Source organism: Streptomyces sp. NBC_00012 (genome assembly GCF_045040875.1).
Lineage (GTDB): Bacteria > Actinomycetota > Actinomycetes > Streptomycetales > Streptomycetaceae > Streptomyces.
Window position 1 is genome coordinate 3,460,031 of the sequence record NZ_CP108309.1, and the last position, 25,648, is coordinate 3,485,678.

General features: G+C 71.9%; 13 protein-coding genes. 6 read left to right on the forward strand and 7 right to left on the reverse strand.

The window, feature by feature from the left end:
* The first annotated feature begins 189 nt into the window (after window positions 1-189).
* On the forward strand, window positions 190-1,179 hold the full coding sequence (locus OHA19_RS15730; protein ID WP_405716038.1) for a glycosyltransferase family 2 protein: 990 nt from the start codon (window positions 190-192) through the stop codon (window positions 1,177-1,179).
* Window positions 1,176-2,561: a polysialyltransferase family glycosyltransferase gene (locus tag OHA19_RS15735; protein WP_405716037.1), complete on the forward strand. Its 1,386-nt coding sequence runs from the start codon at window positions 1,176-1,178 to the stop codon at window positions 2,559-2,561. The genes OHA19_RS15730 and OHA19_RS15735 overlap by 4 nt, the downstream gene beginning before the upstream one ends.
* A 72-nt stretch (window positions 2,562-2,633) precedes the next feature.
* Here OHA19_RS15735 and OHA19_RS15740 read toward each other — a convergent pair whose 3' ends face one another.
* The 5 genes from OHA19_RS15740 to OHA19_RS15760 all read right to left on the reverse strand — a co-directional run bounded on the left by OHA19_RS15740 (window position 2,634) and on the right by OHA19_RS15760 (window position 9,810).
* On the reverse strand, window positions 2,634-4,985 hold the full coding sequence (locus OHA19_RS15740) for a glycosyltransferase (protein ID WP_405716035.1): 2,352 nt from the start codon (window positions 4,983-4,985) through the stop codon (window positions 2,634-2,636).
* Window positions 4,982-6,499, reverse strand: a complete 1,518-nt coding sequence (locus OHA19_RS15745; RefSeq protein ID WP_405716033.1) for a hypothetical protein — start codon at window positions 6,497-6,499, stop codon at window positions 4,982-4,984. Before OHA19_RS15745 ends, OHA19_RS15740 begins: the two co-directional genes overlap by 4 nt.
* Before the next feature lie 303 nt (window positions 6,500-6,802).
* A complete protein-coding gene (leuE, locus tag OHA19_RS15750) occupies window positions 6,803-7,468 on the reverse strand; it encodes a leucine efflux protein LeuE (RefSeq protein WP_405716031.1) in 666 nt (221 codons plus the stop codon).
* A 60-nt stretch (window positions 7,469-7,528) separates the two neighbouring features.
* Window positions 7,529-8,140, reverse strand: a complete 612-nt coding sequence (locus OHA19_RS15755) for a Uma2 family endonuclease (RefSeq protein ID WP_266730207.1) — start codon at window positions 8,138-8,140, stop codon at window positions 7,529-7,531.
* Between the two features lie 89 nt (window positions 8,141-8,229).
* Window positions 8,230-9,810, reverse strand: coding sequence for a methylmalonyl-CoA mutase (locus OHA19_RS15760; protein ID WP_405716029.1), 1,581 nt, complete (start codon window positions 9,808-9,810; stop codon window positions 8,230-8,232).
* Window positions 9,811-10,050: 240 nt separating this feature from the next.
* On the opposite strand from OHA19_RS15760, the gene OHA19_RS15765 reads away from it, so the two are divergent.
* Entirely contained in the window at window positions 10,051-10,956 is a 906-nt protein-coding gene (locus OHA19_RS15765; RefSeq protein ID WP_405716027.1) for a peptidoglycan-binding protein, read from the forward strand.
* A gap of 213 nt (window positions 10,957-11,169) precedes the next feature.
* Here OHA19_RS15765 and OHA19_RS15770 read toward each other — a convergent pair whose 3' ends face one another.
* Together OHA19_RS15770 and OHA19_RS15775 are read right to left on the reverse strand one after the other, a co-directional pair.
* Window positions 11,170-12,303 carry a hypothetical protein gene (locus tag OHA19_RS15770; protein WP_405716025.1) on the reverse strand — a complete coding sequence of 378 codons (1,134 nt, stop codon included), beginning with the start codon at window positions 12,301-12,303 and terminating at the stop codon, window positions 11,170-11,172.
* The gene (locus OHA19_RS15775; RefSeq protein WP_405716024.1) at window positions 12,303-13,055 is read right to left on the reverse strand and encodes an RNA polymerase sigma factor; all 753 of its coding nucleotides are present in this window, start codon (window positions 13,053-13,055) and stop codon (window positions 12,303-12,305) included. Before OHA19_RS15775 ends, OHA19_RS15770 begins: the two co-directional genes overlap by 1 nt.
* 636 nt (window positions 13,056-13,691) lie before the next feature.
* Here OHA19_RS15775 and OHA19_RS15780 point away from each other — a divergent pair.
* The 3 genes from OHA19_RS15780 to OHA19_RS15790 are packed head-to-tail and all read left to right on the forward strand — an operon-like array spanning window position 13,692 to window position 25,602.
* Window positions 13,692-14,942 (forward strand): MFS transporter, encoded by a 1,251-nt coding sequence (locus OHA19_RS15780; protein ID WP_405716022.1) that lies wholly within the window; start codon window positions 13,692-13,694, stop codon window positions 14,940-14,942.
* Entirely contained in the window at window positions 14,942-18,271 is a 3,330-nt protein-coding gene (locus tag OHA19_RS15785) for a type I polyketide synthase (RefSeq protein ID WP_405750574.1), read from the forward strand. Before OHA19_RS15780 ends, OHA19_RS15785 begins: the two co-directional genes overlap by 1 nt.
* The gene (locus tag OHA19_RS15790) at window positions 18,268-25,602 is read left to right on the forward strand and encodes a MupA/Atu3671 family FMN-dependent luciferase-like monooxygenase (RefSeq protein ID WP_405750577.1); all 7,335 of its coding nucleotides are present in this window, start codon (window positions 18,268-18,270) and stop codon (window positions 25,600-25,602) included. Before OHA19_RS15785 ends, OHA19_RS15790 begins: the two co-directional genes overlap by 4 nt.
* The last annotated feature ends 46 nt before the right edge of the window (window positions 25,603-25,648 follow it).

Consider the following 25,648-nt stretch of genomic DNA (forward strand, 5'->3'; position numbering starts at 1 on the left):
ATTTCGATTCGCGGCCCAACGTGACGGCAACAGCTGGTTAACAGCCCGCCGACGCTTGGCGAATCACCTTCACAAAGGGGACTCAATCACCCGTGATTCGACCCGGTTCATCATTCCGACATTCGCCGTTCACCCGCCGTCCCACCCGGCGCCAAGGCAAATGACGGGCTCACGCCTAGCGTGAGACGGGTGGTTAAGCTCTCGGTCATCGTGCCGTTCTACAACGTGCAGACATACGCCCCCGACACCTTGAGAAGCCTGCGGGCGAACGCCCGCGAGGACTTCGAATTCATCCTCGTCGACGACTGTTCGACCGACGGGACAGCGGACATACTGCGCCGCGCCGAGGACGAGATTCCGGGGGTGGTCGTACGCAGACACAAGCAGAACGGCGGACTGGCCACCGCCCGCAACACCGGCCTGGACGCCGCGCGCGGCGAGTACCTCGCGTTCCTGGACGGCGACGACTGGCTCGCCCCCGGGTACTACGCCGAACTCCTGTCCCGCACCGAGGTGTTGGGCTGCGACTTCGTCCGTACCGACCACGTCCAGGTCGAGCACAGGAACCGCACGGTGCACCGCGTCCCGCACGGCAGGCGCGGCGAGGTGCTGGACCCGCGGGACGCGATCCTGCCCGCCGAGCGGTCCACCTCGGTCGACTACCCGTACGCCTGGGCCGGGCTGTACCACCGGCGGCTGCTGGACCGCGGGCTGCTGCATTTCACGGACGGTCTGCGCACGGCGGAGGACCGCCCGTGGATCTGGCGGCTGCATCGCGAGGCGGATTCTTTCGCGGTGCTGGGGCTTCTCGGAATTTTCTACCGGCGCGGTGTCGCTTCTTCGCTCACACAGATCGGTGACGTACGGCAGCTCGATTTTATTCGCTCGTTCGACCAGGTCATTCGGGAAACCTCAAAAGACCGCGACGCACAGGCACTGCTGCCTAAAGCGGTCCGCACCTATTGCGCGATCATTTCTCACCACATGAGCTCGATCGAAAGGTTCGAACCCGCCGTGGCCCGCACCCTGAAGTCCATGAGTGCCGCCGCGCTCAGGCGAATGCCGCAGCAGGTGCTCGACGACGCCCTCGACTCGATGGACGTGCAGCGCGCCACCCTGCTGCGCCGGCTGCGCCGCCGCCCGGCCGTCGCGGGTGCCAAGGAGGTATCGGCCGCGTGAACACCGCCCGGACCCGCACCACGCAGATCTTCTTCGCCTCCACGCTCTACGGCACCGCCACCCTCGCCGCCGCGCTCGACGCGGGCTGCTTCGCGGACGCCGACCGGCGCATCCTGCTCGTCTCGAACAACGCGGCCGTGCCGGAGACGACGGCCTCCCTCGATGCGATGCCCGGGTTCGACGCGCTGCGCGGCCGGTTCGACGACGTGGTGTCGTGGAACACGACGATCGCCCCGTTCCATCCGGGCGGCTGGGCGCCGCGCCCCGACGACGTGCCCCTGTGGGAGCGGCATCTGCGCCTGGCCTGGGGGCTCGGCGACGACGACATCGAGCTCGCCGTCGAGTCGATCCAGGTCAACCCCGCGCTGGCCGTCGCGCAGATCTTCACCGGTGCGCCGGTCGATGTGTACGCGGACGGGCTGATGAGCTACGGCCCCACCCGCAACAAGATCGACCCGCTGGTCGGTACGCGGGTGCGCCGGCTGCTCCACCTCGATCTGGTGCCGGGGCTGAAGCCGCTGCTGCTCACGGAGTTCGGGGTGGCGCCGCAGATCGTGCCGACCGAGGTGTTCCTCAAGGTGCTCGGTGAGCTGGCGGACGCGCCCGGGGCCGGGGGCGGGGTTCCGTCCGTGGAGGCGCCCGCGCTGCTGCTCGGCCAGTACCTCTCGGCGCTCGGGCTGATCAGCGCGGCCGAGGAGGAGGAGCTGCATCTGCGGATGATGCGCGGCGCGGTCGCGCTCGGCCATACCCGCCTCGTCTTCAAGCCGCATCCCACGGCCCCGGCCCAGTGGTCGAAGGCGATGGACGCGGAGGCAGGGAAGCTGGGCGCCGAGCTGACGGTGCTGGACGACGGAGTGCTCACCGCGCCGGTCCTGGCCGAGGTGCTCTACCAGCGGATGCGGCCGGCGCTGGTCGTCGGCTGCTTCTCGACGGCGCTGTTCACCGCCTCGGCGTTCTACGGACTGCCGGTGGCCCGGGTCGGCACCGAGATGCTGCTGGACCGGCTCGCCCCGTACGAGAACAGCAACCGCATCCCGGTCACGCTGGTGGACGCGCTGTTGCCGGAGGTCACGGACCGGGCGGCCGTCGGGCGGGCGGGGACGGCGCAGGGCGCGGAGGCGGTGGACACGGCCGACCTGACCGGGCTGGTCGCCGCGGTCGGCTTCGCGATGCAGCCGAGGATCCACCCGGGGCTGCGGCCGGCCGCCGAGCGGTATCTGGCCGCCCACCTGGACGCCACGACCCGGCGGTACTTCAAGCGGAAGCGGCTGACCTCGCTGGCGCTGCCGGGCGCGGTGCCGGCGCAGCTCGCGTTCCTGCCGCGTAACGCGGTGGTGCGCAGGGTGGCGCGGTCGGTGCGGCGCCGGGTGGTGCGGCAGTAGGCGCCGGGAGCGGGGCCACGGGGTGGGGCGGGGTGCCGGACCGGGCGCCCCGCCCCACTGTCGTGCGACCGGTCAGACAGGCACGCCGCCCTGGATCACCCGCAGGTCGGCCGCGTTGGCCTCGGTGACCTTCCAGAGCTCCCGCTGCCGGCCGTGCACATCGGCGACGGTCGCCGCGTGGTCGTCGAGCAGTCCGGCGGCCCGCTCGGTGAGCCGGGCCCCGAGGTGTCGGTCGTGGACCGAGATGCCCCACTCCGGACGGTCGATGTCAGCCAGGAAGTACGCCATCTTCGGGTGCGAGATCAGGCTGATGATCGGCGTACCGCAGCCGAACGGGATCATCCCCGCGTGTCCGCGCATCCCGATGACCAGCTTGGTCCTGGCGTAGGTGTCCCGGATCGCGTCGTTGTCGAAGTCGTACATCGGGATCACCGGCAGCGCGATGCCGTGCTCGCGCCGCAGGTCGAAGGCGATCCGCTCGTCGTCCAGCGAGTGGGCGACGCACCGGACCTCGGCCCGCCTGCCGAGCTCCCGCACCGCGGTCGCCATCTCGGCCAGGAAGTGCCCGTAATCGTGCCCGAAGCGGAGCCCGGAACGGTCGTACGCGGCATTGATCAGCACGGTGTCCTCGCGCCGCTCCGGGTCCGTCCAGCCGTCCACCAGCTGCCGGGTGACCGTGGTCGGGCAGGGCTGGAAGCGCACCTTGTCGTGGAGCGAGGCGGGCAGCAGTTCGCGGACCTTCTCGATGGAGCCGTGGTTGCGCAGCCCGAAGAACGAGGCCCGTTCGACAAGCCGCCGCAGGCTGGAGAGGAACCTCTCCCGCCCGTGCCCGTACGCCTGGCCGTCGAAGGCGTTGAAGCCGACCGCGTAGACCATGACGGGTACGTCGATCCGGTCGAGCAGTTCGTCGGGGACGTTCCACTGCCAGCCGCTGTTGCCGTTGGGCGCGGTGTCCGGGATGAAGAGTCCGCCGCCGCCGATGACCAGGCCCCGGCGCTCGTTGACCCGTTCCAGCGCGGCCTCGTCGAAGAGCCGGTGGGCGTGGATCGAGTGCCACCGCTGCGGGCCGGTGTCCCGGCCGAAGGCCAGCCGTACGCTCTCCGGCAGCAGCTTGTCCCCGGCGTTGCCCTGGCGCTCCATGTAGAAGGCGACATGGGCGAGCTGGCCGGAGGCGGGGCCCTCCACGGGCGGGGTCAGGTCCGTGGTGCGCTTGCGCATCAGCCGGTTGGCCCGGTGGGTGGGGTCGACCGCGAGGCCCTTCAAGGCGTACTCCGCCGCCGCGTCGTCGTCGCCGTGGATCCAGGCGATCTGGGCGAGGCGGGCGAAGGCGGTGGCGGCCCGGTTGGGCGCCGCGGTGGCGAGCAGCAGCCGGGCGCGGGCCTCCTCGTAGCGGGAGACGCTCATCAGCGCGTGGCCGAGCACCTCGTGCGGCCAGGACTCGTCGACGGGGATCCGGACCCGGCCCAGCAGATCGGCCGCCTCCTGGTACTCGCCCGCGGCGATGTGGGCGGCGGCGACCTTGCGGGCGTCCTCCGGGTAGCCGGTGCGCGCCACGTGCGGGGTGCCGTAGTGGACCAGCAGGTCGTGGTGCTTGGCGCCGGGCAGGGCCACGTACGCGGCGTGGAACTCGGCGTCCGACAGCTCGAATTCGTGCCAGCGGTCCTCGGCCTCACGGTATCCGGCCTCGCCGCCCTGCCAGGGCTTGTGCCGCCCGGTGAAGTGCAGGATCGCGGTGGAGTCGGGGACCGGGAGGTCGCCGCTCAGCCGCCGCTTGACGAAGTTGTAGCGGGCGTCGAGCTGGACGAAGTCACCGTCGAGCACGGCGTTGAGGATGCCCTGGTCGTGCTTGTCGAGCTCGTACGTGCCGGCCCGCCCGACCTCGTCGAGCCGCGCGCAGAACGCGTCGCTCAGATACTCGCGCTGGATCACCAGCAGTCCGCTGTTGAGCTTGTGCCGCCCGTAGAAGAACTGCGGCACGGCGGCCAGTCCGTCGCGCAGTTCGAGCAGTTCACCGAGGTCGTCGAGGACGACCATGTCGGTGTCCAGGGTGATCACGGTGTCGTAGTCGCGGACCCGGAAGATGTCGAGGATGAAGTAGGCCTTGCGGACCAGGTAGTTGTCCTGGTCGCCCTTGGCGTACGAGTCGTAGTGATCGGCGTCGACACGGCGGAAGTCGATGCGCGGGTGCAGGGCCCGGATCTGCGCGACGGAGGAGGGGCGCAGTCCGTCGTGCAGGACGAGGAAGTCCTCGCAGACGTCGGGGTTGGACAGGGCCAGGCTGCGCAGCAGGGCGAGGAAGCCGGGCAGGTAGTTCTCGTCGACGAAGCTCGCGAAGGCGACCCGGCGCTTGCCGGTGAGCGGGTTCGCGGGCGCGGGCGAGGCGGGCAGGGCCGTCGCGGACGGGGTCGTAACGGTCGTCGTCATCGCAGCCGGATCCTCATGTCGGTGACGCTCTGGGCGCGTTCCATGACCCACGCCTTTTCGCTGGTGTACTCGTGCACGGAGGTGATCGGCATCCGCATCGCGCCGGGCAGGCGGTAGGCGCCGCTCTCGTAGAAGTCGAAGCCGATCAGGTCGAGCCGGCTGCTGACGTCCAGGTGGTCCAGGAGCCACAGCATGTTGAAGCCGGTGGTGGGGATGGCCGGCCAGACGTCGGCGCCGACGCGCCCGATGTCGCGCAGCGGCCAGCGCAGCGACTCGTCGCCCAGGTACTGCTGGGCGCCCGGGACGAGGCGGTTGCGCAGGGAGTGCTTCCAGTCTCCGGAGACCCCGCCGAAGACCAGCCGGGTGTGCACCTTCTGGTCCCAGTTGAACCCGTGCTTGTGGATGGTGGCGTGGATGTCGGTGCGCCGGCCGGTCGCCGCCGGGTCGATCCGGTACGAGTTGAAGCGTACGACCAGGTCGTAGCCGTCGATCTCGGCGCCCATCGAACTGCTGCCGACGCGCTGGGAGTTGGCTATGAGGCAGATCGATTTACCCGCGATCCGGTTCCGCAACTCGCCGACCGTGGTCCACTCGACACCACCGAAGGTGGGGTCCGCGACCGGGCCGCGCATCCGGCTCCGGCGCTGTTCGGCGTAGAGGCCGACGATCCCGGTGAGCCCGGCCACGGCGGCGGGGTCCGTTCCGGCCGCCTCCATGGCCAGTCCGAGGTACTGGGACGTGGCTTCCTGGAGCTCGGTCACCGGGGCCCCGGTGCGTTCCTGGGCGAGCAGGGCGCCGACGAGCAGGGGCTCGGCCCGGCGCCAGTCGCCGCGTGCCTGGAGGGCCAGGCCCTCGGCCCAGGACTCGGTGACGGGGCGGGCCGCGTGCTCTGCGGCGGCGGGGCAGTCGCGCTCCAGCCTCCGCAGCAGCTCGTCCTGGAGCCGCGCGCCCGCCCGCAGCCCGACGACCTTGGCCGCGACGCCGAAGCCGTCGTCCTCGGTGAACGAGAGGTAGCGCTCGTACGCCTCGATGGCCGCGGCCTCCGCGCCCATCGCCTCCAGCGTCCTGGCCCGCAGCCGCCAGCCGGCCCGGGAGCCCTTGCGCTGGGTCAGCACGGCGTCGCCGATGAGCACCGCGAGCTTCAACTCGTCCTCGTACCCGCAGTCCAGCGCCTTGTTGCCGACTGCGAGCAGCGGGTCGAGCAGCTCGTCGGCGAGGGCCGGGGCGGAGCTCGCACCCGCCTTTCCGGCCCGCCGCACCAGCGGGATCGAGGGCGCGGCGGTCGCGGACGGCGCGGGCCGCGTCGCGGCGTGCACGGCCAGCAGGTGGCGCAGCGCCTCCGCGAGTGCCGTACGCCGCCGGTCGAGCCCGGCCACCAGCTTGGTGCTGTGCGCGGCACAGGCCCGCAGGCACACGTCCACCTCGGTCGGGGTGACGGAGGCGAGCGGCGAGGCGGCGCTCCCGGGCGGGGCCGCGTCACGTTGCCGTGGCCAACGGGGGCGGGCTTCTCTCATGGCGCTCCAAGCGTCTGTGCCCGTGGGGGGAGGGGGGGGCGTGTCCGGTCGTACGGTCACCGGGGCGCACCGGGGCCCTGCCCCGTCGAGGGGCGGATGCCGGACGCGCGTGTTCGGTTCCACGTCACGCTAAGAAACCTGTACGGCCGCCGGATGAACTCGCCCTTTCGGTACAGGAAACTGCGCAACGACCCCGCTGGTACGGGCCCTTTCAGCGCACCCCCTGCCCGTGGTCCGCGCACCGGGCGGGCGAGGACGCCCCGGGCCTGGCGCGGCACCGGACACCCCTGGACGCCGCCGCGGTCACACGCTGCTGAGCGAGAGCTTCGCCGCGAACCCCAGGAAGAGCAGACCGGCCGCCGAAGTGGCCCCGGCCGACAGCCGCTTGCGCCGGCGGAAGGCGGCGGACAGCCGGGTGCCGCCGAATATCAGCATCGACAGATAGAGGAAGCTGGCGATCTGCAGCAGGGCGCCGAGCACCAGGAAGGAGAGCGCCGGGTAGGCGTAGTGGGGATCCACGAACTGCACGAAGAACGAGATCAGGAAGAGGATCGCCTTCGGGTTGAAGAGGCTGACCACCAGCGCCCGCCGGTACGGCCGCTCCATCGCCGCCGCGGCGGCGGGCCCGGCGTTCTCCTCGGTCAGCTCGGCCATCCGCCGGTGCCGCTCGCGCCACATGGTCACCGCGGCCCGCAGCATGCCGATCGCCAGCCAGGTCAGATAGCCCGCACCGGCGAACTTGACGACGGCGAAGAGCACCGGCGTCGTCTGCAGCAGCGACGAGGCCCCGAGCGCGGACAGCGTCATCAGGACGGTGTCCCCGGTCCACACCCCGGCCGCCGCCACATACCCGGTCCGCACCCCGCGCCGGGCGGCGACGGAGAGCACGTACAGCGAATTCGGTCCCGGCAGCAGGACGATCAGCACCAGGCCGGCGAGATAGGTCGGAAGATCGGTGACACCCAGCATGAAACGGAGTGTCGCACGCGGGTACGACACTCCGTCCAGGGGGTTCGGGAAGGCGAGGGGTCAGTCCTCGTCGCCGTCGAGGAGGCGGTCGACGGAGAGTTTCATCTCGACTCCGACCACGTCCGGCACGGTGAACGAGGTCCCGCGCTTGTGGTGCGCCTTGTTCTTGTACTCGCCGCCCCGGGGGTCGGTGCAGAGCAGCACCTGGTCGTGCTTGCGGTCGGCCACCACATAGACCGGAATGCCCGCCTGGGCGTAGTCCTCGACCTTGGGGCCGAGGTCGTCCGCCCAGTTGGTCGACGTCACCTCCACGACCATGCGGAAGACGTGGGCGGCGTAGCAGTTCTTCATGACATGGGCGTCCTTGATGTCGGCCTCGACGACCGACAGGTCGGGAATCGCGTAGTCCTCCGGCCCGGAGGGCAACCACAGCCCGACCCCCTGGACGAGTCTGAGCCCCACGGTGCGCGCCCGCGCGCCGAACTCCTCACCCAGCCAGGACAGGGCCAGAGCGTGCGATACGTCCGCCGGTGGTGTCACAGTGAGCCTCCCCTGGAGAATCTCCACGCGATGCCCAGGCAGCGAGCGTGCGAGCTGGTCGGCTGCCTCGCCGAGCGTCAGCTCCGGCTGTTCCTGCACGTGCACCTGCTCCTCGTGCTGTATGACGGCCACGGCATCCTCCTCTCGGGGACCACTGTTCATGAGCTTATCCAGGGTCGCGGACATTCAGCGAGAGATCGCCCGCACGGGTACCCGCCCCCTCAGAACGCGTCCGACGGCACATACCTCCCCCACACCTGGCGCAGCGCGTCGCACACCTCGCCCACCGTCGCCCGCGCCCTGAGCGCGTCCTTCATCGGGTACAGGACGTTGTCCGTGCCCTCGGCCGCCTTCCGCAGCCGGGCCAGCGCGGTGTCCACCGCGTCCTGGTCGCGCCCCGCGCGCAGCTCCGCCAGGCGGGCCGCCTGTTCGGCCTCGATCGCGGGGTCGACGCGGAGCGGCTCGTACGGCTCCTCCTCGTCGAGCTGGAAGCGGTTGACGCCGACCACGACGCGCTCCGCGCTGTCGGTCTCCAGCGCGATGCGGTACGCGGAGCGCTCGATCTCGCTCTTCTGGAAGCCGCGCTCGATCGCGCTGACCGCGCCGCCCAGGTCCTCGACCTTGGCCATCAGGTCGGCCGCCGCAGCTTCGACGGCATCGGTCATCCTCTCGACGACGTACGAACCGGCGAACGGGTCGACGGTGGCCGTGACGTCCGTCTCGTACGCCAGGACCTGCTGGGTGCGCAGGGCCAGCCGGGCGGACTTGTCGGTGGGGAGGGCGATCGCCTCGTCGAAGGAGTTGGTGTGCAGCGACTGGGTTCCGCCGAGGACTGCGGCCAGGCCCTGGACGGCGACGCGTACCAGGTTGACCTCGGGCTGCTGGGCGGTGAGCTGGACGCCCGCGGTCTGGGTGTGGAAGCGCAGCATCAGCGACTTGGGGTTCTCGGCGCCGAACTCCTCCTTCATCACCCGGGCCCAGATCCGGCGCGCGGCACGGAACTTGGCGACCTCTTCGAGGATCGTCGTACGGGCGACGAAGAAGAAGGAGAGGCGGGGCGCGAAGTCGTCGACGTCCATGCCGGCCGCGACGGCGGTACGTACGTACTCGATGCCGTCGGCGAGGGTGAAGGCGATCTCCTGCGCGGGCGAGGCCCCGGCCTCGGCCATGTGGTAGCCGGAGATGGAGATGGTGTTCCACTTCGGGATCTCGGCCCGGCAGTACTTGAAGATGTCGGCGATCAGCCGCAGCGAGGGTCCGGGCGGGAAGATGTACGTGCCGCGCGCGATGTACTCCTTGAGCACATCGTTCTGGATCGTGCCGGTGAGCCGGTCCGCCGGGACGCCCTGCTCCTCGCCGACCAGCTGGTACAGCAGCAGGAGCAGCGCGGCCGGGGCGTTGATCGTCATGGACGTGGAGACCTTGTCCAGCGGGATCCCGTCGAACAGGACCCGCATGTCGTCGATCGAGTCGATCGCGACCCCGACCTTGCCGACCTCGCCGGACGCGATCGCCGCGTCCGAGTCGTGGCCCATCTGGGTGGGCAGGTCGAAGGCGACGGACAGGCCCGTCGTCCCGTTGGCGATCAGCTGCTTGTAGCGGGCGTTGGATTCCGTGGCCGTACCGAAACCCGCGTACTGGCGCATCGTCCACGGCCGGCCGGTATACATCGTGGGGTAGACGCCGCGCGTGAAGGGGTAGGCACCCGGCTCTCCCAGCTTTTCGCCGGGGTTCCAGCCGTCGAGTGCGTCCGGCCCGTAGACCGGTTCGATGGGCAGTCCCGACTCCGACTCGCGCGTCATCTGCTGTGCCTCCCGCTGAAGCTGCTCAGTAAAGCTACTTGCTGGTAACCACGATTCCCGCGACGGACTGTAGCGGTGGGCGAGAGACCGTTGGAGGGGCAGCGGCTGGGACCTTGCTCACAGCCCCTGCCCGCGGTCCTCGTCGCCGCTCTTCCCCATCATGCGCGGGCTTTGGCAACCGGGCAGAGCGGGAATCCGTCCAATGGGACACCGGACGCACCGGACACACAGGGGGCCGAGATGACAGGCAGCACCACCAGAAGCACCTCACGGAACGCGAAGCGGGGCCGGGCGGGGGCGGCGGTGCTCGCCGTTCTCACCGTCGCCGCCGCTACGGCCGGCTGCAAGGCGCAGGCCGCCGGCAGCACACCGGCGGCCCCTTCGCCGCCGCCGGCCACCGCCGACGGCAAGCCCGCCTCGCCGCCGCCCTCACCGCCGTCCTCGCCCACCGCCTCGCCGTCGTCACCGCCGCCGACGGCCACGGCGTCGCCCACGCCGAAGCCGGACCCGCAGGGCACACCGCTCATGGCGAGCGGCTCCGAGGGCAAGCAGGTGCGGGAACTCCAGGCCCGGCTGCGGCAGACAGGCCACTTCGACCGGAGCCCCACCGGCTACTACGGCAGTGTCACGGTCGCCGCGGTCCAGTCCTTCCAGGGCAAGCGGGGCCTGACCCGTACGGGCAGGGCGGACACCCTCACCTGGCAGAAGCTGCTCGGCATGACGCACGAGCCGACGGCCGCCGAGCTGAATCCGCCGACCACCCGGCCGGTCGCCAAGCCGGACAAGCGCTGCATGACCGGCCGGGTGCTCTGCATCAGCAAGAACAGCCGGACCCTGTCGTGGATGATCGACGGCCACGTCATGTCGTCGATGGACGTCCGCTTCGGCTCCCAGTACACGCCGACGCGTGAGGGCACCTTCTCGGTCTACTGGAAGTCCCGTCACCACGTGTCGACGATCTACCACACGGCCATGCCGTACGCGATGTTCTTCAGCGGCGGCCAGGCGGTGCACTACTCGGCGGACTTCGCGGCCCGCGGCTACAACGGCGCCTCGCACGGCTGCGTCAACGTCCGGGACGAGGGGAAGATCGCCTCGCTCTTCGCCCAGGTGAAGAACGGCGACAAGGTCGTGGTCCACGGGTAGGGCCGAGCGGCCGGAGAAGGAGAAAGAGGCGCGGACGGGACCGGGGGAACGTGTCCCGCCCGCGCCATGTGCGCTGAGCCGTAGGTACGGGGGGAACCCCGGCTCTGTGCGCTGCCGATGACCAGTCGGCTCACTCTGTACTGCGCCGCAGCCTCGAAAAATGTCACACCCGGTGGTGACAGGCCGAAAAAAGCCTGTCGCGAGCGGCTTCGCTCAGCCCAGTGCACCGACGCCCGCGCCGGGAGTACGGGCCGAAGGCGTCGGGGAGACCGGGGCCGGGGTAAGCCGCACACCGTGGGCGAACCGGATCGACGAAGGGGTGCGCGAGGCGGCGTCGGAGGCGGAGTCGGAGTCGGAGCCGTTGTTCCCGTTCGAGCCCCCGCCGTTCTGCTCGTCGCCGCTGTCGCCGCCCTGGTGGCCCTGGCCCTCCTCGGCCCTCTCGATCATGCGGTCGCAGAACCGGTCCAGGTTCTCGGCACCGTTGGCCAGCGCCTCCAGCTTGCGTCTGCGCTTCTCGCTCAGCTTGCCGTCGCGGTAGTCGCGGCAGGCCTGGAGCGCCTTGGCGTACCACTCGGCGGAGTCGCCGTTCCCGGGGTTCTCGGGCTGCTCGCCGTTCCGGCTGCCGCCCGGGGAGCCGGTCGCGGCGCCACCGGGCTTCCGCTTGTCGCCGCCGCCCGGATCCGTCGCCCTGCCGGAGCTGCCGTGGTCCTGGTCACCGGCCGGGGCCGAGGGATCCCCGGGGGACGTGGAGGTGCCCGTGCTCGGGGAGGCGGACGGCGGCTGCGCGGTCTCGTCCGTGGTGACCCCGGAGCCGAGCTCCTCGGGCGTCGCCGCGGCCGAGACGGAGGCCGCCGGCAGCGGGGTGTGCCCACCGAACGGTCCGGGGAGCATTCCGGTTCCCGCCGCCACGGCCACCCCGCCGAGCGCACAGCCCGCGAGGGAGGCGACCAGGCCGAAGCGGACGGGCCGGCTCCAGCGCGATGGGCGGGTACGTCGGGAGGCCGCGAGCGCGGTGGCACGCGGGACGGAGCCGCCGGCGGCAGCCTCGATGCTGACCGGGTCGAGCGCCTCGGCACCGGCGGGCCGGCCGTCCTCGGCGCCGGCCGCCCGCGCGTCCGCCCGCGTCTTCGCCCGCGCGGAGCGTGAAGCCGTACGGAAGGCGGTGAGCGCCGCGGCCTCGCCGGGCAGTTCACCGGTGGCCGGACGGGTGGCGCGGGCTGCGTCGAGCGCGGCCACGAGCCTCTCGGCGTCCGTACACGACCGGCCGCCGACGGGATCGACCGGCTCACCGCGGAGCAGTCTCTCCGCGGCGTCCTTGTCAAGCCATTCGTACCGCTCGTCGGCCATCACATGTCCTTCTGCGTCCACGGACGCGAATGCGTCACACCGGCCGGCGCCGCCAGGCCGTTGCGAGCGGGGCGCTGGGAGGGCACCGCGTCGAGTTCCGCCGTCCGGTCCGCCTTGCTCCGGTGCGGGGCGGACGGGGCCGCCGGATCTCCTTCGGGGGCACCGTCCGCGGCACCGCCCCGGCCGTCGTCACCGTCGTCGCCGTCCGTGCGCAACAGCTCGGCCAGCCGCTTCAGGCCCCGGTGCGCGGCGGTGCGTACCGCCCCCGGACGCTTGCCCAGCGTCTGCGCGGCGCCCTTCGCGTCCAGGCCCACGACCACCCGCAGCACCACGGCCTCGGCCTGGTCCTGCGGCAGCTGGGCGATGAGGGACATCGTGCGGCCGGTGGCCAGGGCCTCCATCGCCTCGTCGGCGGTGTCGGAATCGGCCGGCCGCTCGGACAGTTCCGACTCGTCGCCGCCGACCGCGGGGCGTCTGCCGCGCATCCGCAGATGGTCCAGCGCACGGTTGCGGGCTATTCGCGCCGCCCAGCCGCGGAAGCGGTCGGCGTCGCCGCTGAACCGGTCGAGATCGCGCGCTATCTGCAACCAGGACTCGGACGCCACGTCCTCGGCGTCCGGCTCCCCCACCAGTGTCCTTATGTAGCCCAGCAGCCGTGGCTGCACAGCGCGGTACACAGTACGGAAGGCGTCCTCGTCCCCGTCCTGCGCCGCGAGCACTGCGGCAGTGAGCTCCGCGTCGTCCCCCAGCACTCCCTCAACCTGCCCTGCTGTCCCGAATCGCAGCTGGTCATCACTGCCGCGCCACCCTGCGCGACTCCGCACGCTACGTCCTCGGCGGGGGTCGCGTCCATGTCTTGTACAACCCGCAACGTTCCTCGGGCACCGTGTGGTGTGACAGAAAACGCAGCGACGGCGCTGAGAGGAGTACGGGGTCGTCCTACGGCCCCGCGGAAGACGACCGGGGCCTCTCCTGTGGGGGGTGGCGGCCCCGGTCGTCCTCGTTTTCCCCGCTCCGGCCAGGCAGTACCCGGCCCGGTGAGCGATCTCTCGCACGGGCCCGGACCGCGACGGTGTTCTCTCCCCCGGTCCAGGTCGTCGGTGAGCCCGCCGCGTCGCCGGCCGTGGACGCGGAATCCCTCCGGCAGGCGGAGCCCGTACCCGCATCGCCGATCACCCGTGCGTCCGCGGACCGGCCGGAGCCCGGAAATGTCAGCGGCCTGGTGTGAAGCCTGTGACAGACGGGCAAGGCTGACGGGGTTGGCAGGTACATGCGCGACCCGGTGAACTCAGCGAGGGGGACGGGGTGTTGGGAGACCGGTCCGGCGCATGAGGCCGGGGCGACGTGCGAACGGCCCCTGCTTCCCTCGTGGTTCCGAAAGGGTGTGCATGAAGCATTTCCGGCTGCTCGTTCTCGGTAACGGCGTTTCTGCGTACGGCAGTTATCTGAACATGGTCGCGCTGAACGTCTTCGTCTACGACGTCACCGGGAGCGCCCTGGCCGCAGGGCTCTTCATGGCGGTACGGCTGGGTACGAGTGTGGCGTCGGGGTTCGTGAGCGGGCGCCTCGTCTCGGCGTACGACCGCAAGCGGCTGATCGTCGGCGCGGATCTCGGGCAGGCGCTGGCCCTTCTGGCGCTGCTGCTGGCCCCGGAGGCCGGCCGGATCTCCTTGCTGTACTGCCTGGCCGTGGTCACCGGGGGCTGCTCGACGCTCTCGCAGGTCGCCCTGCGCAGCAGCATCCCGGAGATCGTGGGGGCCGAGCACCGGACCCGCGCCAACGGTCAGCTGGTCACCGGCCGTTCCCTCGCGATGATCGCGGGCTTCTCCTCGGCGGGTGTGGTGGTGGCGCAGCTCGGGTACACGGCGGCGTTCGTCCTGGACGCGGTCACGTTCCTGGTCTCCGCGTCGGTGCTGCTGGCGCTGCCGATCCGTACGAGGGCCCGGTCCGAGGCGCCCGGGGGCGGCAAGGACGGCACGCCGGACGCCGGTCCCCGTTCCTTGCGGTTGCTGTGGGCGGGTGCGCCGGTGCTGATGGCGATGATCGCCGTGCGGGCCGTCGACGGGCTGGGGTCCTCCTCGCACAACGTCGCGCTGCCGGTCTACTCCAGCCTGCTGGACCCCGGTCATCCGGCCACCTTCATCAGCCAGTTCTGGGCCACATGGGCGGTCGGCACGATCATCGCCCAGCAGGTGCTGTCCCGGTACACCCGCCGGACCGGGCGCACCTTCGGCGAGCGGGCCTTCGCGGTCGGCGCCTGCGTCATGTCGGGGGCGTTCATCATCGTGTTCAGCGGGCTGCCCACCGTGCCGGTGCTCGCCACGGCGCTCGTCGCCGGAGCGGCGGACGGGTTCACCGAAGTCGTCTATGTGTCACGGCTCCAGGCGGTCCCCGACGAGCAGCGCGGACGCCTCTTCGGGCTCTCCGCCTCGGCCGAGAACGCCGGGTTCGGACTGGGGATGCTGATCAGCGGATCGCTGCTGGAGTCCTTCTCCCCGTTCCAGGTGGTCGCCTCCCTGCACGGCCTCGCCGTCGTGCTGTGCCTCGCCCTGCTGACGCTGCTCGTGCTGCGCCGTTCCCCGGCCGGGCCCGACCGGGTGCGAGAGCCCGGCGGCACCCTGCGCGAAGGGCGCGGCTGATGGGCGGCGGCGGGCAGGACCCGCGCATCGCCGTGGTCGGGATGGCGTTCCGGCTGCCGGGGGCCGACACGCCGGAGGACCTGTGGCGCATCATCCGCAACGGCGAGGACCGCTTCACCCGCTTCACGAAGGACGAGCTGAAGGCCGCGGGCGTCCCCGAGGAGCTGTACCGGCGCGACGACTTCATCGGCGCCTCGGCCGTCCTGGACGACATCACCGGGTTCGATGCCCGGCACTTCGGGATGAGCGCCCGCGAGGCCCGCCTGACCGACCCCCAGCACCGCCTGTTCCTGGAGTGCGCGCAGCACGCCCTGGAGAACGCCGGCTACCCCGACGAGCGGGACGGAAAGCGGATCGGGGTCTATGCCAGCACCGGCTACCACCTCTACAACATGCAGTCCTATCTGCTCAACAACGTCCTGCCGAACGAGGACATCGCCGACTGGCTGGCCGGCATGCAGGTCCTGGTGGGCAACTACACCGACTTCAACGCGACCCGGGTCGCCTACCGGCTCGGTCTCACCGGCCCCGCCGTCAACGTACAGACGGCCTGCTCCAGTTCGCTGGTGGGTGTGCACCTGGCCGCCCAGTCCCTGCTGCTGGACGAGTGCGACATCGCGCTGGCCGGCGCCGGAGCCATCCATGTCCCGCAGGTCCTCGGCTACCACTACGTCAAGGGCTCGATCCTCTCCAGGACCGGCCGGCTCCGGGCGTTCGACGCGGCCGCGAACGGGACCGTCGGAGGCACCGGTGTGGTGGCCGTCGTACTGAAGCGGCTGACCCGTGCGCTCGCGGACGGCGACACCGTGCACGGCGTCATCCGTGGCTGGGGCATCTGCAACGACGGCGCCGGCAAGCAGGCGTTCGCGGCACCCAGTGCGCGGGGCCAGCAGGAAGCCGTACGCCGGGCGCTGGACCACGCGGGCGTCGGGGCGGACACCATCGGGTATCTGGAGACCCACGGCACCGGCACCCTCAAGGGCGATCCCATCGAGCTCGAAGGGGCGGGCGCGGCGTACCGGCAGGACACGGACCGGACCGGCTACTGCGCTCTCGGAGCCGTCAAGACCAACATCGGGCACCTCGACGTGGCGTCCGGACTGGCCGGTCTCGTCAAGGCCCTGCTGGTGCTCAAACACGGTGTGATCCCGCCGATCGGGGGCTTCGGCGATCCCAATCCGCTGCTCGGGCTGGCGGACAGCCCGTTCTACGCGCCCCGCACCCTCCAGCCGTGGCCCGAGAACGGCACCCCCCGGCGGGCGGGTGTCACATCGCTCGGGATCGGCGGCACCAACGTCCATCTGGTCCTCGAGGAAGCCCCCGAACCCCGGCCGCGTTCCGCCGCCGCGGCCCCGCCGGACGTGCTTCTGGTCTCCGCGACGAGCCGGGAAGCCCTCGCCGACAACGCACGGTCCCTGCGCGACCTGCTCCGCAGGCGGACCGCTCTGCCCCTGGCGGATCTCGTCACGACCGCCGCCCTCGGGCGCTCGCACGGCCGGCACCGGATCGCGGTCCGGGGCAGCGCACCGTCCGCGCTGGCCGACGCTCTCGACGCCTGGCTCTCCGGCCCCGCACCGCTCGCGGCCGACGTGGGCCCTGTGCCGCCGGGGGACGCACCCACCCGGGTGGTGTTCCAGTTCACCGGCCAGGGTTCGCTGCGCCCCGGAGCGGCAGCGGCCCTGTACGAACGGTTTCCCGTCGTGCGTGAGGTCCTCGACGCCTGCGAGGCGTGGCATCGCCGTCTCACCGGTGAGCCGATGCTGGCCGGACTCCTCACCGAGGCGGCGGGCGACGCGGGGGCCGTCTGGCCGACCGCGACCGCGCAGCCGGCCCTCTTCGCCCTGCAGTGCGCCCTGGTCCGGCTGTGGGAGGAGGCGGGCGTCAGGCCCTGGGCCGTGACGGGCCACAGCATCGGTGAGTACGCGGCGCTCTTCGCGGCCGGGGCGCTGTCGCTCGCGGACGGCCTGGAACTCAGCACGCACCGGGGCCGGTTGATGCGGGATCACTGCTTGCCTGGCGCCATGGTGGCGGTAGCGCTGGAGCGGGGGTCCGCCACGGAGCTCGCCGCCTCGCAGCCCGGCCTGGAGCTCGCCGTGACCAACGGGGAACGCTCCCAGGTGCTGGCCGGTCCCGTCGCGGACGTGGACCGGCTGTGCGCCGTGCTCGATGACCGGGGCATCCCGTACGAACGCCTGGCGGTGGACCGGGCCTTCCACACCGCTGCCACCGAGCCGATGCTCGACGCGTTCGCGGCGGTACTGGCGAAGACCCCCTTCGCACCGGTACGGACCCGCTTCATCAGCTCTCTCGACGGCCGGACCCGCGAGCCCGGCTGGACGCCGGACCCGGAGCATCTGGTCCGCCATGCCCGCGAGCCGGTGCGCTACGACGCGTCGCTGCGTGCCGTCGCGGGTGAACGGCCCGACGTACTCCTGGAGATCGGCCCGCACACCACGCTCAGCAGCCTGGCCCGCCGCTCCCTGCCGGCGGTGCGGACGGCTCCCTCCCTGCACCGGAACACCGGACTCACGGCGCTCTTCGGCGCGGCGGCGGCTCTGCACTGCGCGGGAGCGGACGTCCGCTGGGAGACGTTCCTGGCCGGCACCGGAGGGCGGCGCGTCCCGCTGCCCGGCTACCGCTTCCAGCACCGACACCACTGGGTCGGGGCCCCACCCCGGCCCCGCGAACCCGTTTCCCCGGCGAGAGAGGAACGCACCATGACGTCAGAAGCGACGGAGACCAGGCACCTGTTGGACAGCATCCTCGGTGTGCTCTCCAGAACCTTCGGAGAGGACCTCGCCTCGGTCCCGGCCGACACCCCGTTCTTCGATCTCGGTGCGGACTCGCTCCTCATGATCAATGTGCTCCGGGAGATCGAACAGGAGCATCACGTCAAGATCACGATGCGAGAGCTGTTCGACGAGACGGGAACGCCCCGGCTGCTCGCCGAACTCGTCGCCGCGCGGCTGCCCCGACAGCCCGGGGCCGACCCCCTGCCGGCCGCCCACACCCCTCAACCGTTCACCCGCGCGCCGATACCCGCGCAGCACACCGCGCCACCCTCCCCCGGCGCACCCCTCTCCCCCGGCGCAGCGCCCGCCCACACCGCGCCGAACGGCGTGGCAGCGCCGGTCGAACACGCCGTCGCGGACGCCGTCACGGACGCCGGTTTCGTCACCCGGCAGGAGCTGCTGGAGCTGACCCGACGGGTCCAGCAGCTGTCACAGATCCAGCTCCAGATGCTCACCCAGATCTCCCAGCTCTCCCAGTTACTCGCGCTCCAGAGCAACGCGGCGGCGGCCCTGCCGAACGACGAGGTGGCCCGGTGAACGAGCAGCAGAGCCTCGCCGCCGGCCTGGACCGGGACCTGGCCGACATGGCCGGACTCGCACAGCGCATCACCGAACACATCGACGCCGGGCGGGCCACGGCCGGCGCTCCACCACAGCCCCAGGCACACGGGCCGCGCGTGGTGATCGCCCCCGACGCCGGCATGGTCCGCCCCACCTCGCCCCGCACTCAGCAGGAACATCTCGACGACCTCGTACGCCGGTACACGGCACGGACGGCGGCCTCCAGGCAACTCGCCCAGCGCCACCGCCGAAGACTCGCCGACAGCAGAGCGGTCGTCGGATTCCGCAGGTCGACCAAGGAGATGCTCTATCCCGTGGCGGCCCGTCGCGCGGACGGCGCACGGATCGAGGACATCGACGGCAACAGCTACACCGACATCACCATGGGCTTCGGTGTGCTCCTCTTCGGCCACGAGCCCGGCTTCGTCCGGGAGGCCGTACGCGAACACCTCTCCCGTGGCATCCGGCTCGGCCCCCGCAGCGTCGAGACGGGCGCGGCCGCGGAGCTGCTGTGCGAACTCACCGGGATGGAACGGGTGGCCTTCGCCAACTCCGGTACGGAGGCCAACGCGGCGGCGATCCGTCTCGCCCGCGCCGCCACCGGCCGCGACCGGATCGTCACCTTCCAGGGCTCCTACCACGGTCATGCCGACCAGGTGCTGGGCCGACCGGCCGGCCACGGTGACCAGGAGGGGACCGTGCCCGTCTCCCGGGGCATCCCGCACAGTGCCGTATCCGAGCTGACCGTCCTCGAGTACGGCAGCGAGGAGGCCCTTCACGCGATCGAACGGGACGCGTCGCGGATCGCGGTGGTCATCGTCGAACCGGTGCAGAGCAGGCATCCCTCGCTCCAGCCGGCCGCGTTCGTCCGCAAGCTGCGCGAACTGACCGCCCGTCACGGCATCGTGTTGATGTTCGACGAGATGCTGACCGGTTTCCGTCCCGCTCTCCGTGGCGCGCAGGAGCTCTACGGCGTCACCCCGGATCTCGCCACCTACGGCAAGCTCCTCGGCGGCGGATTCCCCATCGGCGCGGTCGCCGGCCGCTGCGACATCATGGACGGGATCGACGGCGGCCACTGGACCTACGGGGACGACAGCGGCCCGACCGCCGACACCACCTTCTTCGGCGGCACCTACCTGCAGCACCCCGTGTCGATGACCGCGGCGCACGCCGTGCTCACCCATCTGAAGGAACACAGTCCGCACCTTCAGGAACGGCTCAACGCCCGGACGACCGAACTGGCCACCGGCCTCAACGACTTCTTCGAGACCGAGGAATTCCCCCTGCGGATGGGCTGGTTCGGCTCCCAGTTCCGCTTCGAGCACCGCGCCGACATGGAGCTCCTCTACTACCACCTGATGCTGCGCGGCGTGCATGTGTGGGAGTGGCGCAACTTCTTCCTCTCCACGGCTCACACCGACGGCGACATCGAGCACGTGGCCGACGCCGTGCGGGGGTCGCTGAGGGATCTGCGGAAGGCCGGCTTCTTCCGCACCGGCAAAGCCCCGTCCCCGAGGCCCGCTCCCGGCCGGGCGGCCGTCGCACCGGCGGCGGCCCTCCCGGCCCCGGCGGCCGGAGCGGTGGCCGGAGGGGTGGCCGACACTCCCTCCGTTCCCGTTCCCGTGGCCGAACCGGTGGCCGACACTCCCTCCGTTCCCGTGGCCGCCCCGGATTCCGCGGCGCCCACGACGCCGCGCCGCGCGGACTTCAGCCTCTACTTCTTCGGCGACTACCCGGACGACGGGCCCGGCCCGAAGGAGGGCCGCTACGAACTGCTCATGGAGGCGGCCCGGTTCGCCGACGACCACGGGTTCGAGGCGCTGTGGATGCCCGAACGGCACTTCAACTCGTTCGGCGGTCTCTTCCCGAACCCCGCCGTCCTGGCCGCGGCGCTGTCCCGGGAGACCCGGCGCATCCGCCTCAACGCCGGCTCGGTCGTGCTCCCGCTGCACGACCCGATCCGGGTGGCGGAGGAGTGGTCCATGGCGGACAACCTCTCCGGCGGACGCGTCGGCCTCGGTGTCGCGAGCGGGTGGAACGCCAACGACTTCGTCTTCTTCCCCGAGCGCTTCGGGCCGCACAAGCAGGAGATGTACGACCGGCTGGAACAGGTGCGGAGCCTCTGGCGGGGCGAGCCACTGCGCCGCACCACCGGGGACGGCGAACGGGAGGTCCGGCTCTTCCCGCGCCCCGTCCAGACGATGCCGCCGCTCTACACGGCGGTGGTCGCCAACCCGGAGTCGTACGAGCGCGCCGCCGCGCACGACCTGGGCATCGTGACCAACCTGATGACCCAGGACATCGACCAGCTCGGGGACAACATCGCCCGCTACCGCCGGGCCCGGGCGCGCCACGGCCTCGACCCGGACGCCGGGCGGGTCGCCGTCCTGCTGCACACCTACCTCGCCGAGGACCACGAAACCGCCCGCGCCGAGGCCTTCGCGCCGATGGCCCGCTACATGCAGGCCTCCCTGTCCCTGTTCAGCGGCGTCACCAACAGCCTCGGGGTCACCACCGACCTGAGGTCGCTCAGCGAGGACGACCTGGACGTGGTCTTCCGGCGCGCCTACGGCCGCTACTGCGACCAACGGGCCCTGATCGGCGATGCGGACAGCGTCCTGCCGGTGGTCGAGGCGGTGGCCGACGCGGGCGCGGACGAGATCGTCGCGCTGGTCGACTTCGGCGTCTCCGCGGACCGGCTGCGCGCCGGTCTCCCCCGGCTGGACGCCCTGCGCCGCCGGCACCGGGAGCGGCGGGCACCCGACCCGGGTGCACCCCTGTCCCTGGGCCAGGAGCGGATCTGGTTCCTGGAGCGCCTGCTCCCGGGACGCACCGCCTACAACGAGGTGAAGGCGATCCGGCTGCGCGGCGCGCTCGACACCGAGGCGCTGCGCACCGCGCTGCGCCGGCTCGTCGCCCGCCACGAAGGGCTGCGCACCGTCTTCCGGCAGGCCGGTGATTCGGCGGTCCAGCTGGTGCGCGAGGACGCCGAGCCCGACTTCGACGTGGTGGACGGCACGCTCCGGGCCGAAGCCGCCGTGCAGGAGGCGCTGGCGACGGAGAGCGCCCGCCGCTTCGACCTGGAGAACGGCCCGCTGTTCGTCAGCAGGCTGGTGCGTACCGCGGCCGACGAGCACGTGCTGGTCCTGTCCTTCCACCACATCGTGGTCGACGCGGCCTCGGCGACCGTCCTGTGCCGGGACCTCTCCGCCTTCTACCGGGCGGAGCGCGACGGCACACAGGCCGGTCTGCCCGCACTGACGTGGAGCTACGCCCGGCACGCACGGGAACAGCGCGCGGCGGCGGACGGCCCCGGCACCGCGCAGGACCTGGCCCACTGGCTGCGCGTGCTCGGCGGTGATCTGCCGGTCCTCGGACTGCCCACCGACCGCCCCCGGCCGGCCGAGATGACCTCCGAGGGCCGCGCCGTCTTCCGCTCCCTCGACCCCGGCCTGTCCGAACAGGTCAGGCAGTTGAGCCGCGGCCACCGCGCCACCCTGTTCATGACCCTGGTGGCCGGCTGGGCGGCGATGCTGCAACGGGTCACGGGGCAGGAGGACGTCGTCATCGGCATCCCGGTCTCGGACCGGCCCCAGCGGGCCGAGGATCTGATCGGCTTCTTCGTCAACACCCTCGCCCTGCGGGTCGACCTCGCCGGTGATCCCGGGTTCGCGACGCTGCTGGACCGGGTGCGTACCGTCGCGCTCGACGCCTACGACCACGCGGGGACACCGTTCGAGCAGGTGGTCCGCGCGCTCGCGCCGCCCCGCACGACGGACCGCACGCCCGTGTTCCAGGTGTGCGCCGAATTCCAGTCGGCGGAGCCGTTCCGCCTCGACCTCCCCGGCATCGAGGCGGTCGCCCTGGACGCGGGCCCCGACAAGGCGCTGACCGACCTGACGGTCTACTTCACCGACCGGCCGGAGGGCGTCCGCTGTCATCTGGAGTACAACGCGGAGCTGTTCGATCCGGGCACCGTCGACATGTTCTTCACGGTCTTCCGCGACCTCCTGGCCGCCGCCGTCGACAAGCCCGGCACGCCGCTGTCCCTGCTCGCGCGTACGGCGGTCGAGGGTGACGAGGTGCCGGAGAGCTGGGAACACGGCCCGGTGCGGCCGGTCGCGGACACCACCGTGCACGACTGGATCGCCCGGCAGGCGGCGGAACACCCCGCGCGGACCGCGGTGGTGGGCGAGGACGCCGTACTGACCTACCGGGAGCTGGACGAGCGGGCCGGCCGGCTCGCCTCCGTGCTCGCCGAACACCGGGCGGACGACGACCGGGACCCCTTGGTGGCGGTGTGGCTGCCACGCTCCGCGGAGCTCGTCGTGGCGCTGCTCGCCGTGCTGCGGGCCGGTTGCGCGTATGTGCCGCTCGACCCGTCGCTCGGTGCCGTCCGCGCCACGCAGGTGATCGCCGAGAGCGGCGCCCGCACGGTGATCAGCGGCGCGGACGGACCGGGGGACCTGCGGCTGCCCGGATCGGTGACCGTCGTCTCGGCGGACGCCGCCCCGACGGGAGACTCCGGGCCGGGCACCCCGCCGACGACCGGCACCGGGGGCTCGTCCCCCTGCTCCGCCTCGTCCGCGTGCTCCGTCATCTACACCTCGGGCAGCACCGGCACGCCCAAGGGGGTCGTGCTCACCCACCGCGGCCTCGTGGACCTCTGCCAGTGGCACCACGGACGCTTCGCGTTCACCGGCGACGACCTCAGTGCCGTCGTGTGCAGCCAGAGCTTCGACGCCTCGCTCCTGGAGATCTGGCCGGCGCTGACGGCGGGCGGCGCGGTCGTCGTGGCCGGTGAGCGGATCCGCCGCGATCCGCTAGCCCTGGCCCGGTGGTACGCGGACCGGGGCATCACCTTCAGCGTCCTGCCGACGGCCCTGGGCGAAGAGGTGCTGCGCCTGCCGGTGGCCGATCAGCCCCCGCTGCGCCATCTGCTGCTGGGCGGCGAGGCGCTCCGGAGCCGTCCCGGGCCCGGGACGCCCTACGAGACGCTGAACATCTACGGCCCGACCGAGGCGACCGTGCTGTGCGTCGTCGACACGGTCTCGCCCGGGGCCGACGGGCCTGTCCCGGACGAGGGAGCGGAGGTGATCGCGATCGGGCGTCCGGCCGACAACGTGACCCTGCGCGTGGTGGACGCGTCGGACAAGCCGGTGCCCATCGGTGCGGTGGGGGAACTCCTCGTCGGTGGTCCCGGGGTGGCGGCGGGCTATCTGCACCGGCCGGACCTCACCGAGGAGAGGTTCGTGGCCGACCCGGAGGGCGGGGCGGAGGCCCGCTTCTACCGCACGGGTGATCTGGTCCGCTGGACGGCGGACGGGCGGCTCGTGTTCGTGGGCCGTACCGACGACCAGGTGAAGATCCGCGGTTTCAGGGTCGAGCCGGAGGAGGTGGCGCAGGTGCTGGGCCGTCTCGACGGTGTCCGCCGGGCGGCCGTCGTCGGCCTGCGCCGCGCGAACGGCGAGACCTTCCTGGCCGCCTATGTGGTGCCCACCGAGCCGGGCCGCGACGGTGCGGCGGAGCAACGGTCCGGCACGGACCGGTGGGCCGAGGAACTGCACCACCACCTGCCGGAGTACATGGTGCCGCGCGCCTGGCGGGTCCTCACCGAACTGCCGCTGACCGGTAACGGCAAGCTGGACCGGACGCAGCTCCCGCCGGCCGGTCCCTTCCTCCCGGCGGACGGTCCCTTCCCCCCGGCGGACGGAGCGGGGGCCCGGCGGGCCGACGGCCCGGCGCCGGCGGCCGGACCCCTCACCGCCGTGGAGAACGGACTTCGTGATCTCTGGGCGGCCGAGTTCGGCCTCACCGCGCCGGGCATCGATCCGGATGTCTCTCTCTTCGACCTGGGCGGACATTCACTCACCGCGATGAGGCTGGTCAACCGGATCAGAGAGGCGTGGGGCATCGAATACCCGCTTTCGCGCCTCTACCAGGAGCCCACGCTGCGCGCCATGACGGAGTTCGTGCACGGCGCCGGATCAAGAAGGGCCGTCCGCCGGGGCCCGGCCACCGAGCAGCAGTCGCGCTTCGCCGCCCTGCACGCCCGCCACGCCAAGCCGCAGGTCTTCAACGTCGCCCTGCGGATCACCTTCTCCGGCCGGCTGGACCCCGGATCGCTCCGCACCGCACTCCAGCAACTGACGGACCGCCATGAATCGCTGCGCACCCGTCTGGTACGGGAGGACCTCGGCTCCTGGCGGCAGGAAGTGCTCGAATCCCGCCCCCTCGACCTGCCCGTCGACGACCTCACCTCACGGCCGGAGCCGGAACGGCAGGCCGAGGTGCGACGGCTCGCCGAGCGGGCGGCGGAGACACCGCTCGACCTCTTCGAGGGGGACGTGTTCTCCACCCGCCTGCTGCGCACCGGCACCGAGGAGTGGGTGCTGCTGCTCGTGATGCACCACTGCACCTGTGACGGGTGGGCCCTGACCACGCTGCTGAAGGAACTCGCCGCGCTCTACCGTACGGCTGCCACCGGAACCGGACACGGTCTGTCGCCCGAGGCGCCGCAACAGGTGGAGTACGCGCACTGGCAGATCGCCCACGAGGCGGCGACCGGTGGGCGCCGTACGGACTACTGGCTGGACGAACTCGCCGACGCCCCCTTCGCGGTGGACCTGCCGCTGGACCGGCCGAGGCCCGACTCGCTCAGCGGGCGGGGCGGAGTCGTCGAGTTCACCGTGCCCGCCGGGATCCGGGCCGGTGTGGAACGGCTGGCCGTCCGGCGGGCGACCACTCCCTTCGTGGTGACCGCGGCGGCGCTCGGTCGGCTGCTGGCGACCAAGGCGGAGCAGGAGGACGTGGTGATGAACATCTCCTACGCGGGCCGCGAGAGCCGCGAGTTCGAGTCCCTGGTGGGCTGCACGGCCATCGGGTTCGCCCTGCGGGTCCGCGACGCGCGCACCGGTTCCTTCGCGGCGCTGACGGACCGGGTCACCCGTACGACGGTCCTGGGCATGGAGCACGCCATGCCACCGCGCCGGGTGGCACCGGCGATGCGGGAACGCAGGGGCGTCGAGATACCGGACCGCCTGGCCGTCGGTCTGGCCTACGAGAGTTCACTGGACACCGGGATCGAACTGCCGGGACTCACCACCACGGTGGCGGAGATCGCCCCGGCCGCGTCCCGGTCGGAGTTCATCATGGTGCTGACCCCGGTCGGGGACGTGCTGGAGGGTGCCGTGGAGTACTCGGCCGACCTGTGGGACCGGGAAACGGTCGAGACCTGGACACGGGAGTACGTGCGGCTGCTGCGGGACGAGGCCGGGGAGGCGCTCGCCGACGGGGCGGACTGACCCCGGGGTGTCCCGGGGCGGGGCACGTCCCAGGCCCGTCCCGGGG

Excerpts from the sequence above, each read along its gene's own strand:
- OHA19_RS15740 (WP_405716035.1), bottom strand. The coding sequence starts at position 4,985 with ATGACGACGACCGTTACGACCCCGTCCGCGACGGCCCTGCCCGCCTCG.
- OHA19_RS15770 (WP_405716025.1), bottom strand. The coding sequence starts at position 12,303 with ATGGCCGACGAGCGGTACGAATGGCTTGACAAGGACGCCGCGGAGAGA.
- OHA19_RS15780 (WP_405716022.1), top strand. The coding sequence starts at position 13,692 with ATGAAGCATTTCCGGCTGCTCGTTCTCGGTAACGGCGTTTCTGCGTAC.
- OHA19_RS15760 (WP_405716029.1), bottom strand. The coding sequence starts at position 9,810 with ATGACGCGCGAGTCGGAGTCGGGACTGCCCATCGAACCGGTCTACGGG.
- leuE (WP_405716031.1), bottom strand. The coding sequence starts at position 7,468 with ATGCTGGGTGTCACCGATCTTCCGACCTATCTCGCCGGCCTGGTGCTG.
- OHA19_RS15745 (WP_405716033.1), bottom strand. The coding sequence starts at position 6,499 with ATGAGAGAAGCCCGCCCCCGTTGGCCACGGCAACGTGACGCGGCCCCG.
- OHA19_RS15785 (WP_405750574.1), top strand. The coding sequence starts at position 14,942 with ATGGGCGGCGGCGGGCAGGACCCGCGCATCGCCGTGGTCGGGATGGCG.
- OHA19_RS15765 (WP_405716027.1), top strand. The coding sequence starts at position 10,051 with ATGACAGGCAGCACCACCAGAAGCACCTCACGGAACGCGAAGCGGGGC.